This is a genomic window from Paraburkholderia sp. BGA-UO-ETr-F12 (assembly GCF_059567945.1).
Genome location: NZ_JCAQOZ010000014.1, coordinates 153,678 through 169,077 on the forward strand (window position 1 = coordinate 153,678; position 15,400 = coordinate 169,077).

Here is a 15,400-nt window from a genome sequence, read left to right on the forward strand (position 1 = left end):
ATACCGGCCGCCGCGAACCGCTTCAAGTGTACAAAGAAACCTCCGGCAATGTCCCGCTCAATGCGTAGCGGCCGACGTCGCGCACGCGGTAGTCGAGCGGATCATGCAGCGTATGCACCCGGGCGTTGCGCCAGAAACGGTCGAGTGCGAGCGGTGCGTGCGTGGCGCGCGCGCCACAGGCGTCGAACAGTTTCTCGCTGACGTCGAGCGCGGCGCGATGCGCGACGATTTTTGCCTCCGAGGTGGCGAGCGCCACGCGGGCGCGCGTTTCGGCATCCAAAGCCGGACCCTGTTGCCATGCGTCTTCGAGTGCGTAGGCCGCGCGCGTTGCCAGCGCTTCTGCGCTTACCGCCTGCAGACGCATCTCGCCGAAACGTTGTATCAGGTAAGGATCGTCGGTGGCCTGGTCGACGCCGGAAGAGATCCACGGCTTGCCGTATTGCGCGACGTACTCGCGAGCTTCCTCGAGCGCACCCTGCGCGATGCCGACGAACAGATTGGTCAGCACCTGCTGCGAGATCAGCGTGCGCAAACTCGCGTAGGGCGTGTCGGCCCGCGCCAGCACCTCATGCGGCTCGACCCGCACGGATGCAAAGGAGACGCTGCCGCTATCCGTTTGCCGCTGGCCGATCGGATTCCAGTCTTCGTGAACCGTAATGCCCTCGCGGGTGGTCGGCACCACGGCGAATACTGCTTTGCCGGTAGTCGGATCGAGCGCGGAAACCGTCATCATGTGCGAGCCGCGTGTGCCCGAGCAGAATCCTTTCTGCCCGTCGAGGCGATAGCCGCCGTCGCGGGTCGCGCCAGCAACGAGTCGCGTGTCGAGCGGGTTGACCGCATTGCCCCACCACCAGCGCCCCTCCACCGTGCCGCTCAGGTAGCGGGCACGTTGTTCCGCGTTGCCCCAGACATTGACGCTGACCACCTGCAGGCACGTGAAGCCCAGCAGATGCGCGAGCGCGCTGTCGACTCGCGCGATCTGCCGGATCGTCTCGTAGATCTCCGGCCAGCGCGCACCGAGGCCGCCGAATTCACGCGGCACGGCGAGCGTCAGCAGACCGGCGTCGGCGATCCATTGTTTTTCCTGCGCGGCGTGGCCGCCGTCGCGGTCGCGCTGGGCCGCACTGGCGCGCAACGCCTTGAGCAAGCCGGCGAGATCGCGCAGCACGGGCGCAGCGTCGGTGGGCGGCTTTTGCGGCGCCTCGGGATAACGAGGTTCGTTCATTGAATGTCCACGTGAAAAAGTTTGGCGAGCAGCGCATGGCTTATCCGTGCGACCAACTCGAGCTCGATCGGATTCGCGAGAATCTTCACGCCGCCATCATGCGCGCTGCGCAAGCCGCCGGACAAAGCGGTCGCCCAGAAATTGCACCGCGGTCACGATCGCGATCAGCAACACGATTACGGTCACCATCACCGTGGTATCGAAACGCTGATAACCGTAGCGGATCGCCAGGTCGCCGAGACCTCCGGCGCCCACCGCGCCCGCCATTGCGGAGGAGCCGATCATCGCCACCACCGTAATCGTGAAGCCGCCGAGAATGCCTGGCAGCGCCTCAGGCAACAGTACATGCCAGATGATATGCCGGCGCTGCGCGCCCATTGCCTGCGCGGCTTCGATCAGGCCGCGGTCCACTTCACGCAGGCTCACTTCGGCCACACGTGCAAAAAATGGAATGGCCGCGATACTGAGCGGCACAATCGCGGCCCACACGCCGATCGTCGTGCCGATCAGCAAACGCGTGAGCGGTAGCAGCGCAACCAGCAAAATGATAAACGGCGTGGAGCGAAACGCATTGACGAGCGCGCCGAGCGTGCTGTTCACTACGCGTTTTTCAAAGATCCCGCCTCGTGTCGTGGTGACCAGCACCAGGGCGAGTGGAATGCCGACCAGTGCCGCGACGAAGGCAGATACACCAACCATGACGATGGTGTCGCGGATCGCATCGGCGAGCTCCGAAAGCCAGAGATCAGACATAGCCGAGCACCTCGACATGATTGGCATAGCGACGTGCGCGTTCCAGCAAGTTCGCAATCTGCGTTTGCACCGTGCCGTCCGCATTCGCGCGCACTTGCGCCGACACCACCAGACGTCCTTGCGCATGGCCCTGAATCCGGTCGATGCCACCATGCACGAAGCTCACCCGCCCTCCTTCCAGGCTCAATGCGGAGGTCAATCCGCCGAGGTCGGGCTCGCTTGCATCGCTGCCGGTGAAACGCACGTCCAGCAGAATCCGTGCATCCGCTTGCGCAATTTCGTGCAACGGTTTGACGCGCGCGGCCAGATCCGCAGGCAGATCGTGCACCAGCGTACGCAGCAACGCGCGCGTTGCGTCATGCTGCGGGTCGCCAAACACGCGCCACACGGAACCGGTCTCCACCACTTCGCCGCGCTCGATCACCGCCACCGTATCGCAGACCTCGCGAATCACCTGCATTTCGTGCGTGATCAGCACAATGGTCAGTTTGAGCCGCTGATTGATATCGCGCAGCAACGCGAGAATGGCCTGTGTCGTTTCGGGATCGAGTGCGGACGTCGCTTCGTCGCATAGCAGGATGTCCGGGTCGGTCACGAGCGCGCGCGCGATTCCAACGCGCTGTTTCTGCCCACCGGACAAACTCGCCGGATAAGCGTCGCGCTTGCTGGAAAGACCGACCAGATCGAGCAACCCATCGACCTTTTTGTCGATCGCGGCTTTCGGCGCGCCGGCGATCTTTAGCGGCAACGCAATGTTCTCGCGCACCGTTTTCGCGGAGAGCAGATTGAAATGCTGGAACACCATGCCGATGCGCCGGCGCAACGTAACCAGCCCGCGTTCGTCGAGCTCGCCGACACTCACGCCATTCACGCGAACCGCGCCGGAACTCGGTTTTTCCAGACCGTTGACGAGCCGCAGCAGCGTCGATTTGCCTGCGCCGCTGCGCCCGATAATGCCGAACACCTCGCCGCGCGCCACCTTCAGCGTGACGTTCGAAAGCGCCGCGGTCGACACACCGCGCGTGTTGGCGAACAGCTTGCCCACATTGTCGAAAACGACAGCGTGCTGCGCGGTTTCGGGCGCAACACGATTCAAATCGCGGGACGGGGCGTCTTCAATGAACTGCGGCACGTCGAAAAGATTAGCCATGACTGCGTTCCTCTCAGGCGTCCACGGTGGACGGTGCATCGGTTTGCGCACGACGCCGATGCTGCGCGCCGGCATGCACGTCGGGCAAGCGCGCGCGGCCGCCGCCGAACAGCTTTTCGCGCAGCGTGGGCGCCGGGTCGTAGTCTTCCTTGTACACGCCGCGATTCTGCAACTCCGGCACCACCAGATCCACGAAGTCTTCAAACGATTCGGGCATGACAGTACGCGTCAGATTGAATCCGTCCACGCCTGCCTCTTCTATCCACGAGATCAACTCATCCGCGATCTGCTGAGGCGAACCGACCACGGGCTTCGCGCGGCCGCCGAGCGTCATCTGTTCGAGCACCTTGCGTTTGGTCCACACGCCGCTCACGCTCTTCTTCGAAATTGCTTCAACGGCCGATTGCATCGATTCGGTCTTCACATATGAAATCGGTTCATCCAGCGCGTATTGCGAGAAGTCGATGCCGGTCGAGCTGGAGAAGTGCGCGATGCCACCTTCGGCACTCGCATAGCGCCGGTACTCCTCGAACTTCTCCTGTGCGGCGCGTTCTGTTTCGCCGACTACAACGGTAATGCCGGCAAAGATCTTGATATCGTCAGGCGCACGGCCGAAGCGCACCGCCCGCGCCCGGATGTCGTCGACAATGGAGCGCGTAAGCTGCTTGTTCTGCCCGCCGACAAACACACATTCCGCGTGACGCGCCGCGAAATCGACGCCCCGGCTCGACGAACCCGCCTGATAGAGAACAGGCGTGCGTTGCGGCGACGGCTCGCTCAGATGGATGGCGTCGATCGAATAGTACGGACCGTCGTGTTTCACCCGATGCACCTTGCCGGGATGCGAAAAGATACGCGCCGCGCGATCGCGCACCACGGCGTCGTCTTCCCAGCTTTGTTCCCACAGCTTGTAGACCACCTCCATGTAATCGTCCGCGCGGTCGTAGCGATCGTCGTGACCGATCTGCTGCGCGAGGCCCATGCCCCGCGCGGCGCTGTCCAGATAGCCGGTAACGATGTTCCAGCCCACCCGCCCTTTGGTCAGATGATCCAGCGTCGACATACGGCGAGCGAACAGGTACGGCGGCTCATAAGTCAGATTCGACGTGACGCCGAAGCCGATATGTTGGGTCACATGCGCCATGGCCGGCACGATCAGCGAGGGATCGTTGATCGGAATCTGCACCGATTCACGCAGCGGCGTGTCCGGACCGCCCTGATAAACGTCGTATACGCCAACGATATCCGCCAGAAAGATTCCGTCGAACTTGCCGCGCTCGAGCGTTTGCGCAAGGCTCGTCCAGTAATCGAGGTCGGTGTACTGTGCGGAACGGTCTCGCGGGTGCGTCCACAAACCATGGTTGATATGGCCGACCGCATTCATGTTGAACGCGTTCAGCAGAATCTTTTTCTTCGCCATCGGGTGGCTCCTTGCTCTATTTGACGCTGGCCGCGCGGTCTCCGCAGCCTTCGCAGCCTTGTTACGCAACTGAATCGCGCACCTTACCAGGCAACGGCGTAAAGATTGCCGAAGGCTTTATCGAGCGCCGCGCGCACTGCGGGCGAATGCTGATAGATCGAGATGAACTTGCGGATGCGCGGGTCGTTTGCGCTTTCCGGGCGCACAACCCACTGAATCGCATAGTTCTTGTTTTCCACGCCGTCGAACAGCAACGCGCTATTCGGATCGGTGGTGCCCGCGAGCTTGATGAAGCTCGGATAGCCCTGGGCGAGATCGACATCGTCGAGCGAGCGCGCCAGCTGCGATGCTTCGAGCTGGACGATTTTCAGGTGCTTCGGGTTGTCGATGATGTTAAGCGTCGTAGCGCGATAGTCGATGCCCGGCGTCAGTTTGATAAGACCGGCGCGTTGCAGCAGCAACAGACCGCGGCCGCCGTTGACCGGATCGTTGGCAATGGCGACGGTGGCGCCGTCCTTCAGTTGATCGAAGCTTTTGATCTTCTTCGAGTACAGACCGATCTTCATGATCGTGCCTGGCGCAATCGCGACGAAGTTATAGCCGCCCTGCTTCTTTGCGTTCTCGAGAAACGGGATGTGCTGGAAATAGTTGACGTCGATATCCTTGTTGGCGAGTGCCGCGTTCGGCGTATTCCAGTCGGTGAACTCGATGATCTTCACGTCCAGTCCCTGTTCCTTCGCTTCGCGCGCGGCCACTTTGAGCGCTTCGATTTGCGGGCTGGTGGCGATGCCGATTTTCAGCGTCGGGGTATCTGCCGCGGAAGCCGGCGCGGCAAACAAGGCCAGCGCGACGCCGAATACACTGAATACACCGCTCAGCGTCAGCGCGGGCGCGCGGAAAAAACGCTGCACGGCGGAGAGGGAAATGGGCATGGTGAGCTCTTTAGCGTTGTGGCGTGGCGTGTTTCGGGACGAGCCGATCCCACAGCACGCGGGCAGGCGCGCCGGAATCGGCCAGGCAAACGGATAACGGAAATCCGCAACGCGCGGTTTAACCGGCGCGCAGCGGCAATAGAGCGCGCGAGTGGATCAGCGCGGACAGCGGCAGGTTGGACAGGTCATCGCCTCTCTCCAGATGAGGTGCGAATCATGATAGACGGCGCGAAACCGGCGGTCTACGAACGGATTTTGGGAAGGAAAGCGGGAAAAATGATTTGGAGCGGCGCACCCCGCGCGTACATCGACACACTCCGTAAGCAAAAAACGCCGGGCCGCGCTTTGGCAAGCGCGACCCGGCGTTCCTCATCGACCAGCAAACCGGAAGCCGACCCTAGCGCTTCGCCACCTGATCCACCGGCGCCGAAGCAGAACCAGAAACCGAGTTGCCCGATGCGGCAATCGCACCCGACGCCGGCGCAACCGCGCCCACCGCCGTATCGCCCACCGGCTTCGCATCGCCCCAGCCACCGCCTAGCGCGCGAATCAGATTGACGGTCGCCACCGCCTGCGTACCCGACAAATGACTCGCCTGCAATTGCGTAAGCAGCACCTGCCGCTCGCCGTCAATCACATCCAGATAGCTGACCGCGCCTTCCGTGTACTGCGTGCGCGACAGATGTGCCGCACGCTGCGAGGCCTCGACCGCGTTGTTCTGCTCGCGTATCTGATCGTCGAGCAAGCGCAGATCGGCCAGATTGTCTTCGACCTCACGGAACGCCACCAGCACCTGCTGACGATATTGCGCGACATCCTCGTCGTACTTCGAACGCGCTTGCGCCAGGTTTGCCTTGCGGCGGCCACCGTCGAACAAAGGCAGCGTGAGCGCGGTACCGGCGAACGGCCCGAGAATGAACGCACGGCTCGACCACATGAACAGATCGCCCAGCGTCGCCGATTCAAAGCCAGCCCCACCCGTGATATCGAGCTTCGGGAAGAATGCCGATTTCGCGAGGCCGACCCGCGCATTGGCCGCCATCATTGCCCGCTCCGCTGCCGAAATATCCGGCCGACGCTCAAGCAGTGCCGAAGGCAAACCTGCCGGCACGCGCGCCGTCACCGGCACGAGCGGCGCTTCCGGGAACGAGAAATCCGCCGGCGGCTTGCCGAGCAGAATCGCCAGACTGTGCTCGGAGGCCGCGCGCTGACGCGCCACGCCCACGGCGTCCGCACGCGCACTTGCCAGTTCGTTGCGAGCGCGCGAAACATCCAGTTCGCCGATATCGCCTTCCTTGAAACGGCGCTCGATCAGTTTCAGTGTGTCTTCGCGCAACGCCACAGTGCGGCGGTACAGATCCTGATCCGTGTCGAGTTCGCGCAACTGAAAGTAGTTCTGCGCGACGTCGGCCTGCAACGACAACTGCACTGAGCGGAATAGCGCTTCAGTTTGCTGCTCGTCGGCACGCGACGCATTCACGTTCGAACCGACCCGCCCGAACAGATCGGTCTCATACGACGCGCCCACCTGGGCACGCCAGATCGTGCCGGTCGTGCCGCCCGCGCTATCCGGCTGGAACTGCGAGGCAGCCGATGCTCGTTCACGCGTCGGGCCAAAGCCCGCGTCGAGCTTCGGGAACCAGTCCGATTTCGCCGCCTGGGTCACCGCGCGCGCCTGCTGCACGCGGGCCGCAGCCGCCTTCAGATCCTGATTCGCGGCAGCCGCCTGCTCTTCCAGCGCGTTGAGCTGCGGGTCGCCGAAAATCGTCCACCAGTCACCGCGATGCGCGTCGTCGGCGGGCTGCGCCTGTTTCCAGGTACCCGTGTCCTGCGGCGATGCGGCTGACGTAGCCGATGTACCCGAAGCAGCCACCGGCGCTTCCTTGAACGCAGCCGGCGTATCCACCTCCGGCCGCTTGTACGTGGGCTCCACGGAGCAGGCCGCGAGCAACGCCACCAGCAAACCGCTGGCAGCCGCCCGGCCCCACCCGCCTAAAGATTCAAAGCGATTCATTTTTATTTTCTCCTCAGGCGTCCGTCAACGGCGCCCCAAGATGCGGTGCGTCTTTCTGCGCGACGTGAATCGTCCCGCCCGCCAACGTACGCAGCACCACATAGAACACAGGGGTCAGCATCAGGCCGAACAGCGTCACGCCGAGCATGCCGAAGAACACCGCGATACCCATCGCGTGACGCATCTCCGAACCCGCTCCACTCGAAAGCACCAGCGGCACCACACCCATGATGAAAGCGATCGACGTCATCAGAATCGGCCGCAGACGCAACCGGCTCGCCTCGATCGCCGCCGCCAGCGGCGTGCGCCCGTCATGCTCCAGCTCGCGCGCAAACTCCACAATCAGAATCGCGTTCTTCGCCGACAGCCCCACCAGCACCATCAAGCCAATCTGCGTGAAGATGTTGTTGTCGCCACCCGTGAGCCACACTCCGGTGAGCGCCGACAGCACGCTCATCGGCACGATCAGGATCACCGCGAGCGGCAGCGTCAGGCTTTCGTACAACGCGGCCAGCACGAGGAACACGAGCAGCACGCTGATCGGGAACACCCACAAACCCGCATTGCCGGCGATGATCTGCTGATACGTCAAATCGGTCCATTCGAGCTTGACACCGTGCGGCAAGGTTTCCGCCGCCACGCGTTCCGCCGCGGCTTGCGCCTGGCCCGACGAGTAACCTGGCGCGGGACCGCCGTTGATGTCGGCAGCCGTATAACCGTTGTAACGCACCACCATTTCCGGACCGTACGTAGGCGTGACCGTCACCAGCGACGACAACGGCACCATGTCGCCAGCCGCATTACGCGTCTTCAGTTGCAGGATGTCGTCGGCACGTTGACGGAACGGCGCATCGGCCTGGACCCGCACCTGATACACGCGGCCAAAGCGGTTGAAGTCGTTCACATACAGCGAGCCCAGATAGATCTGCATCGTATTGAACACGTCTGTCACCGGCACGCCGAGCTGCTTGGCCTTCACGCGATCCAGGTCGACGTTCAGTTGCGGCACGTTGATCTGATAGCTGGAGAAGGTCGGTCCGAGTTCGGGCGTTTGCGCCGCCTTCTTCACGAATGCCTCCGCGGCCTTGTTCAGCTCCGCGTAACCCACCGCACCATGGTCTTCCAGTTGCATCTTGAAGCCGCCGAGCGTACCGAGACCCAGCACCGGAGGCGGCGGGAACACCGCCACGAACGAGTCCTTGATCGCGCCGTACTGCTGATTCAATGCACCGGCAATCGCACCGGCCGAGAGCTTCTTGTTGCCGCGCTCCTTGAAAGGCTTCAGCGTGACGAACACGATGCCCGCGCTCGAACTATTGGTAAAGCCGTTCACCGACAGACCCGGGAATGCCACTGCGCTTTCCACGCCCGGCTGCTTCAAGGCGATCGAGCTCATATCGCGGATCACCTTTTCGGTACGATCCAGCGACGCACCGTTCGGCAATTGCGCGAAGGCAATCAGGTATTCCTTGTCCTGCGCCGGTACGAAACCGCCCGGCACGACGCGCGAGATCAGCACCGTTGCGCCCAGCAGGATCGCGTACACCGCGAGCATCGCGCCCTTACGGCGCAACACGCCCTTCACGCCACGGCCATACTCCGTCGAGCCGCGATGGAAGACCTTGTTGAAGCCCTTGAAGAAGCGGCCCAGCACGCGATTCATCAGGCGCGTCAGGAAGTCTTCCTTGGCGCCGTGACCGCGCAACAGCATCGCGGACAAAGCCGGCGACAACGTCAGCGAGTTGAACGCCGAGATCACCGTCGAGATCGCGATGGTCATCGCGAACTGCTTGTAGAACTGCCCGGTCAAGCCGGTCATGAAAGCGAGCGGCACGAACACGGCGACCAGCGTCAGCGCGATAGCGATAATCGGCCCGCTCACCTCCTGCATCGCCTTATAGGTCGCATCACGCGCACTGAGCCCGTTTTCGATGTTCCGCTCGACGTTCTCCACCACCACGATCGCATCGTCCACCACGATCCCGATGGCCAGCACCATCCCGAACAATGACAAGGCATTGATCGAGAAGCCGAATGCAAGCAGCAACGAGAACGTACCGACGATCGACACCGGCACCGCAATCAACGGAATGATCGACGCACGCCACGTTTGCAGGAACACGATCACCACGATCACCACCAGCGCGATCGCTTCGAGCAGCGTGTGGATCACCGCCTCGATACTCGAACGCACGAATTGCGTCGGGTCATAGACGATCTTGTACTCGACGCCGGCCGGCATATCTTCCGCCAGCTCTTTCATCGCGGAGCGGACCTGGTCGGAAATCGCCAGCGAGTTCGCACCCGGTGCCTGATTGATAGCGAGCGCCACCGCCGGTTTGTTATCCAGCAGCGAACGCAGGCCATATTCCGACGCCGCCAGTTCGATACGCGCAATATCGCGCAGGTACGTCACGCCGCCATCCGGCGCGGTTTTGACGATGATGTCGCCAAATTCGCCCTCAGTCTTCAAACGGCCACGCGCATTCACCGACAACTGCAATTGCGTGCCCGGTACCGAAGGCGATGCGCCGATCACACCGGCTGCCACCTGAATGTTCTGCTCACGGATCGCGTTGACCACTTCGGTCGCCGTCAAACCGCGCTGTGCGACTTTCTGCGGATCGAGCCAGACACGCATCGCGTAGTCGCCCGAACCCCACAACTGCACTTCGCCGACGCCCTGAATTCGCGCCAGGCGGTCCTTGACGTTGAGCAGCGCGTAGTTGCGCAGATACGTCATGTCGTAGCGATTGTTCGGCGAGATCAGGTGGACCACCATCGTTAGCGTAGGCGAACTCTTGATGGTCGTGATGCCAAGCCGTTGCACGTCTTCCGGCAGGCGCGGCAGCGCCTGGTTGACGCGGTTCTGCACCAGTTGCGTCGCAAGGTCCGGATTGGTGCCGAGCTTGAAGGTCACCGTCAGCGTGAGATTGCCGTCGCTATTGGCTTGCGACTGCATGTACAGCATGTTCTCGACGCCGTTGATCTGCTCCTCGAGCGGCGCGGCGACCGCCTCGGCGATCACCTTCGGATTGGCGCCCGGATATTGCGCGTGCACCACCACCGAAGGCGGCACCACTTCCGGGTACTCCGAAATCGGCAGCTTGAAGAGCGAAATAATGCCCCCCAGCAGGATCAATACCGATAGCACACCGGCAAAGATCGGTCGATCGATGAAGAATTTGGATATGTTCATTGGAAGCTCTTAACGTTGGAGCACGCGCCCGCTATCGCCGGAAAATACGGCTGGATCAGACGAGCTGGATAAACGCGGCGCATGAAGCTCACGAGTTCTTGTCCGCGCTTTTCGCTCGCGTCTGCGCAAGCGGTGCGCTATTCGGATCCTGATCGGCCGTCATCGGCACCATATGGGCGCGCACTGCATCGCCCGGACGCACGCGCTGGATACCGTTCACGACGATCCGGTCGGTCGGCTGCAGACCGCTCTTGACCACGCGCAGATTGCCCTGCATGCTGCCGACCGCGATTTCCCGGTAGACGACGTGATTGTTCTGGTCGACCACCAGCACGAACTTCTTGTCCTGATCGGTGCCCACCGCGGCGTCGTCGATCAGCAGTGCCGGATGCGGCTCGCTGCCGCCGACCTTCACGCGTGCATACAGACCCGGAATCAATGCACCATCCTGGTTATCGAAACGCGCGCGCACCCGGATGGTGCCGGACGACGTGTCCAGCCGGTTGTCGACGGATTCGATCGTGCCGCTGCGCGAGTAGCCGCTTTCATCCGCCAGACCCAGGTCCACCGGCACCTTGCGGCCATCTTTCGCGCGGCTCAGGTACTGCAGGTAGGTTTGTTCGTCGACGTCGAACGATGCGTAGATCGGCGAAACCGACACCAGCGTGGTGAGCGGCACCGAGCCTGCCCCCGCCGCTACCACGTTGCCCACCGTGATTTCCGCGCGCGACACGCGGCCCGACACCGGCGCGACGATCTTCGTGTAGCCGAGATTGATGCGAGCCGTTTCCACGGCCGCCTGCGCGGCCTTCAGGTTGGCACTCGCTTCGCGCGCGGCGTTCTGCTTCTCGTCGTAATCGCGTTTGGCGATCGCGTTGTCGGCGATCAGGCGTTGCGCACGCTCCCAGTCGCTTTGCGTGTAGCCCGTGCGCGCCTGCGCGGCCGCGAGCTGTGCTTCGGCGCGGTCGACTTCGGCTGCGTACGGACGCGGATCGATCACGAACAACGTGTCGCCCTTCTTCACGAGCGCGCCATCCTTGAAGTTGACGGACACGATCGTGCCCGGCACCTGCGAACGGACCTCGACTTTTTCGACCGCTTCGAGGCGGCCCGAATAGCTTTGCCAGTCGGTGATGGTCTTTTGCACCACGGTGGCAACATCGACTTCCGGCACGATGGTCGGCGCGGCAGGCGAGCTTGCATCGACGCGTATCGCGCCAAACGTGCCCAGCCCGGCCACCACGATGACGGCTAGTGCTGCAATCGCCACACGGCGACGGGAAAGAGGAAGGATAGTCATGTGAAGCTCCCGGTATCGTTGGTTAAAGTTCTGCTTATTTCTGTCTCAGCGATGGGCGCGCGCATCGAAGCGCCACTGAAAAAACCTGACCGCTTCCTGCAAGGCGGGCGGATGGTCGGCCAACGCGGCGTGCGAGATGCTGGGATAGCGGACCACCTGGGTCAGCACACCCGCGTCGATCAGACTGCTCGCGTATTTCTCCGCCTCCACATGCAGCACATCGTTTTGCGCCGTCGCGATCAGCGTGGCCGGCAGGCCCGCGAGACGTGACGACTCGAGCGGCGCGGCATACGGATGCATGCGTTGCGACGCTTGCGGCAAGTACGCGCGATAACACGCCGCGCATTCCTTCGCCGTGATGTCCGAACCCAGACGCTTCTCGTCGCCGAGACGCGTGAGGCTCGGGTCTAGCATCGGTCCGAACAGCGCCTGCGCGGCAATGCGCACGTCGCCGCGATCGCGAGCGATAAAAGCAAGGCAGTTGGCCAGTTGCCCGCCCGCGTCGTGGCCCGCCACGCCAACCTTCTTGCTATTCCCGCCAAACGCGCGCGCTCTTGTCTGCACCCACAGCGCCGCGCGATGGGCATCTTCAGGCGCCGCCGGAAACGGAAACTGCGGCGCCAGCGAATAACCGACCGAAACCACCAGTGCCGGTAAGTGTTCTGCGAAATAACGTGCGGCGTAGTCGGCCTGATCGATCGATCCCTTGGTGAAACCGCCGCCGTGAAAATAAAGCAGTACTGGCAGTGCGGTTTTCTGTAAATGCCGGTACAAACGCAACGTTATGTCCTGGGCGTGCCCTTCGATCTGCACGTCAGTGACCTCAAGTGCCGTGCTGTCAGCTTGTGCCGGGCCGCTGCCGGCGGGCACAAAGGAGTACGGCGGTTTAAATGCATCCATGTCGAGCCGCGCAATGCGCATAGAACTTCAATGGTGCGAATTGTGGGTTCGGCAGACTCGTAAATAAATGCCTATAATCCGGCAACACAATTCGGCGCCCCTGAACAATCGAATGCGATTGCTCTGCGGATTCGATTCCTGCTCAGTGCGCCCGCCCCTTTCTGGAGGTTTGCAATGGACCGGCTTCAGGCCATGCAAGTGTTCACGCGCGTCGTCGACACCAACAGCTTTACCCGTGCGGCGGAAACGCTCGACCTGCCGCGCGCATCGGTTACCACCATCATTCAGAATCTCGAAGCGTTCCTCGGCACGCGCCTGATGCACCGGACCACACGGCGTTTGTCGCTCACGCCGGACGGCGCTGCGTATTACGAACGCTGCGTGCGCATCCTGGCGGACGTCGAAGAGACCGAAGCCAGCTTCCAGAGCGGCAACAAGAAGCCGCACGGCAAGCTGCGCATCGACATGCCGGGATCGATCGGGCGCTTGCTGGTGATCCCTTCTTTGTGTGAATTCCACACGCGCTACCCGGACATCGACCTGCAGCTGGGATTGACGGACCGGCCCGTCGACCTGTTGCAGGAAGGCGTGGATTGCGTTGTACGTGTGGGTGCGTTACAGGATTCGTCGCTGGTGGCGCGGCGTATCGGTTTGTTCGAGGGCGTGACCTGCGCTGCCCCCGACTACATCGAACGCGCGGGCATGCCGACGTCGCTCGAGGACCTCGAGAATCACAAAGCAGTCAATTATTTTTCGAGCCGCACGGGGCGCACGATCGATTGGGCCTTCATGGTTGATGGCAAAGAAGTCGAAGTGAAAATGAAGGGCATTGTGTCGGTGAACGACGCCGATGCCTACGTAACTTGCGGACTGGAGGGTTTCGGTCTGATTCAGCCGGCGCTCTTCATGGTGCTGCCGCATCTGCGTTCGGGCCAGCTGGTTGAAGTACTGCCGGAGCTGAAGCCTTTACCGATGCCGATTTCCGCAGTCTATCCGCACAGTCGGCATCTGTCGCCTAAAGTCCGTGTTTTCGTAGACTGGATTGCCGAGCTGTTCGATCGTTGCCCGTTGCTGAGCGGGCGTGGCAGTCTGGACGCGATGTGTACGAAGCGTACTTTTGAAGAACGCGAATCCGCGCCGACGCTCGATACGCCGGTGATGACGGAATGGGTTGCCTGATTCGCACTAGTTGAAGTACAGAATCTGGAACAGTGAATTCCAACTGCGGCTCTAATGCCGCGGTTGCCCTGCAGTAACCGGCGGGGCGAGCACGTTATCGCGATTGTTCTGGAATCGCGACAATTCATTTCGCGAAAGTGCGATTTATCCGCACTGGCTCGAAGTCTACATTTCACCCTGTCGCGGCGCTGCTTGCGCTGCAAATGAATCGACAGGAGTGAATCATGAAACGCAATCTTTTGGCAGGTCTCGCTCTTTCGCTGCTGGCCAGCGCGCCGGTGTTTGCGCAAGGCAGTGCTGGTGGCGGGGGTATTGGTCGTGCGGGCACCTATGAAACGCAGCCTGCTCCGACTACGGGTGGGAAGACTCGCGCTGAGGTTCAGGCTGAACTGGTTGCGGCGTATCGGGATGGGTCGCTGCCCGCGTTGAATCGCACGTCGTACCCGAATAAAGGTTTGATTGGGCAGACGCAGGCTGCGCGCATTGCCTTGCAGGAAGGCAGAAATGGCAATGTGACGCGTGTTGCTGATGGGCAGTAAAGCGGCTACGCCGCGATGATTCGGTTTCCATAAGAAATTTTCATTGCGGTTTTTTCGTTTTTTTGTTTCGCTCTTTATCAAGGAGTACGTTATGACGCCGTCTGAACTCGATGATTGGGGTGTGGATGCGCCTGTTTGGACGCCTTATCGGGCGCCATAGCAATAGCGGTTTTTTTGCCTGTTTCGGCGGTATTGTTGTTGATCTGGGTCTTTTGGCCTTTCCTTGATTTGTTTGTGGTCTATTAGCGTTGCCCCTGTGCGGGGCGGCACCTACTTTTCTTTGCCTGCCGCAAAGAAAAGTAGGCAAAAGAAAGCGGCTTTACACCGCCAGCTCATAAGCGGGTCCCCCGCACAGCCACGGTAGTGGTGCATCTGGAATCTGTCGCCTCGCACCTTCAGCCCTAGTGACAAGGCAGTCATACCTCCGGCGGCGCTGCGCGCGCCGATACCCATTCCCCAAAAACCATCAGGTATGCCAGGCGCTCCGCCGGTTTCCCTGGTAGACCCGTCCGCGACGCACGCAGTGCGGAGTGGGAGCTGATGAGTGCTTTGTCAACGGCGCGGAGTGTGCGAGGACACAGATTCCAGATGCACCACTACCGTGGCTGCGCGGGGGACCCACTTATGAGCTGGCGGTGTGAGCCGCTTTCTTTTGCCTACTTTTCTTTGGGACCTATCCGTAATTTCGTGGGCGGGGCATATCATGAAGGATGGAAATCATGGATATGCCGATCATGAAGAAGAAACGTACCGTCGCCTCGCAGGCAGCGGCCCGAGGGCCGCTGCCTG

General features: G+C 61.7%; 11 protein-coding genes. 2 read left to right on the forward strand and 9 right to left on the reverse strand.

Annotation, left to right across the window (positions count from 1 at the left end; all coding sequences use genetic code 11):
- Positions 1–22: 22 nt before the first annotated feature.
- The 9 genes from AC57B6_RS06615 to AC57B6_RS06655 all read right to left on the reverse strand — a co-directional run bounded on the left by AC57B6_RS06615 (position 23) and on the right by AC57B6_RS06655 (position 12,893).
- Positions 23–1,225, reverse strand: a complete 1,203-nt coding sequence (locus AC57B6_RS06615) for an acyl-CoA dehydrogenase family protein (protein ID WP_030100243.1) — start codon at positions 1,223–1,225, stop codon at positions 23–25.
- A gap of 96 nt (positions 1,226–1,321) precedes the next feature.
- Positions 1,322–1,978 carry a methionine ABC transporter permease gene (locus AC57B6_RS06620; protein WP_030100242.1) on the reverse strand — a complete coding sequence of 219 codons (657 nt, stop codon included), beginning with the start codon at positions 1,976–1,978 and terminating at the stop codon, positions 1,322–1,324.
- Positions 1,971–3,128 (reverse strand): methionine ABC transporter ATP-binding protein, encoded by a 1,158-nt coding sequence (locus tag AC57B6_RS06625; protein ID WP_178371016.1) that lies wholly within the window; start codon positions 3,126–3,128, stop codon positions 1,971–1,973. The genes AC57B6_RS06620 and AC57B6_RS06625 overlap by 8 nt, the downstream gene beginning before the upstream one ends.
- Before the next feature lie 13 nt (positions 3,129–3,141).
- Positions 3,142–4,548, reverse strand: coding sequence for an LLM class flavin-dependent oxidoreductase (locus tag AC57B6_RS06630; RefSeq protein ID WP_028194936.1), 1,407 nt, complete (start codon positions 4,546–4,548; stop codon positions 3,142–3,144).
- An 83-nt stretch (positions 4,549–4,631) separates the two neighbouring features.
- Positions 4,632–5,480 carry a MetQ/NlpA family ABC transporter substrate-binding protein gene (locus AC57B6_RS06635; protein ID WP_496420883.1) on the reverse strand — a complete coding sequence of 283 codons (849 nt, stop codon included), beginning with the start codon at positions 5,478–5,480 and terminating at the stop codon, positions 4,632–4,634.
- 397 nt (positions 5,481–5,877) lie between these two features.
- Positions 5,878–7,494 (reverse strand): efflux transporter outer membrane subunit, encoded by a 1,617-nt coding sequence (locus AC57B6_RS06640; RefSeq protein WP_046572712.1) that lies wholly within the window; start codon positions 7,492–7,494, stop codon positions 5,878–5,880.
- A gap of 13 nt (positions 7,495–7,507) precedes the next feature.
- On the reverse strand, positions 7,508–10,693 hold the full coding sequence (locus AC57B6_RS06645) for an efflux RND transporter permease subunit (protein ID WP_028194939.1): 3,186 nt from the start codon (positions 10,691–10,693) through the stop codon (positions 7,508–7,510).
- An 88-nt stretch (positions 10,694–10,781) separates the two neighbouring features.
- A complete protein-coding gene (locus tag AC57B6_RS06650; protein WP_106352392.1) occupies positions 10,782–11,993 on the reverse strand; it encodes an efflux RND transporter periplasmic adaptor subunit in 1,212 nt (403 codons plus the stop codon).
- A gap of 45 nt (positions 11,994–12,038) precedes the next feature.
- Positions 12,039–12,893 carry an alpha/beta hydrolase gene (locus tag AC57B6_RS06655; protein ID WP_106352455.1) on the reverse strand — a complete coding sequence of 285 codons (855 nt, stop codon included), beginning with the start codon at positions 12,891–12,893 and terminating at the stop codon, positions 12,039–12,041.
- Positions 12,894–13,067: 174 nt separating this feature from the next.
- Here AC57B6_RS06655 and AC57B6_RS06660 point away from each other — a divergent pair, with 174 nt between their 5' ends.
- Positions 13,068–14,072: a LysR family transcriptional regulator gene (locus AC57B6_RS06660; RefSeq protein WP_028194942.1), complete on the forward strand. Its 1,005-nt coding sequence runs from the start codon at positions 13,068–13,070 to the stop codon at positions 14,070–14,072.
- Between the two features lie 224 nt (positions 14,073–14,296).
- Positions 14,297–14,611, forward strand: a complete 315-nt coding sequence (locus AC57B6_RS06665) for a DUF4148 domain-containing protein (RefSeq protein ID WP_028194943.1) — start codon at positions 14,297–14,299, stop codon at positions 14,609–14,611.
- Positions 14,612–15,400 lie beyond the last annotated feature (789 nt).

Coding starts and splice junctions, on each gene's coding strand:
- AC57B6_RS06615 (WP_030100243.1), bottom strand. CDS start 1,225: ATGAACGAACCTCGTTATCCCGAGGCGCCGCAAAAGCCGCCCACCGAC.
- AC57B6_RS06620 (WP_030100242.1), bottom strand. CDS start 1,978: ATGTCTGATCTCTGGCTTTCGGAGCTCGCCGATGCGATCCGCGACACC.
- AC57B6_RS06625 (WP_178371016.1), bottom strand. CDS start 3,128: ATGGCTAATCTTTTCGACGTGCCGCAGTTCATTGAAGACGCCCCGTCC.
- AC57B6_RS06630 (WP_028194936.1), bottom strand. CDS start 4,548: ATGGCGAAGAAAAAGATTCTGCTGAACGCGTTCAACATGAATGCGGTC.
- AC57B6_RS06635 (WP_496420883.1), bottom strand. CDS start 5,480: ATGCCCATTTCCCTCTCCGCCGTGCAGCGTTTTTTCCGCGCGCCCGCG.
- AC57B6_RS06640 (WP_046572712.1), bottom strand. CDS start 7,494: ATGAATCGCTTTGAATCTTTAGGCGGGTGGGGCCGGGCGGCTGCCAGC.
- AC57B6_RS06645 (WP_028194939.1), bottom strand. CDS start 10,693: ATGAACATATCCAAATTCTTCATCGATCGACCGATCTTTGCCGGTGTG.
- AC57B6_RS06650 (WP_106352392.1), bottom strand. CDS start 11,993: ATGACTATCCTTCCTCTTTCCCGTCGCCGTGTGGCGATTGCAGCACTA.
- AC57B6_RS06655 (WP_106352455.1), bottom strand. CDS start 12,893: ATGGATGCATTTAAACCGCCGTACTCCTTTGTGCCCGCCGGCAGCGGC.
- AC57B6_RS06660 (WP_028194942.1), top strand. CDS start 13,068: ATGGACCGGCTTCAGGCCATGCAAGTGTTCACGCGCGTCGTCGACACC.
- AC57B6_RS06665 (WP_028194943.1), top strand. CDS start 14,297: ATGAAACGCAATCTTTTGGCAGGTCTCGCTCTTTCGCTGCTGGCCAGC.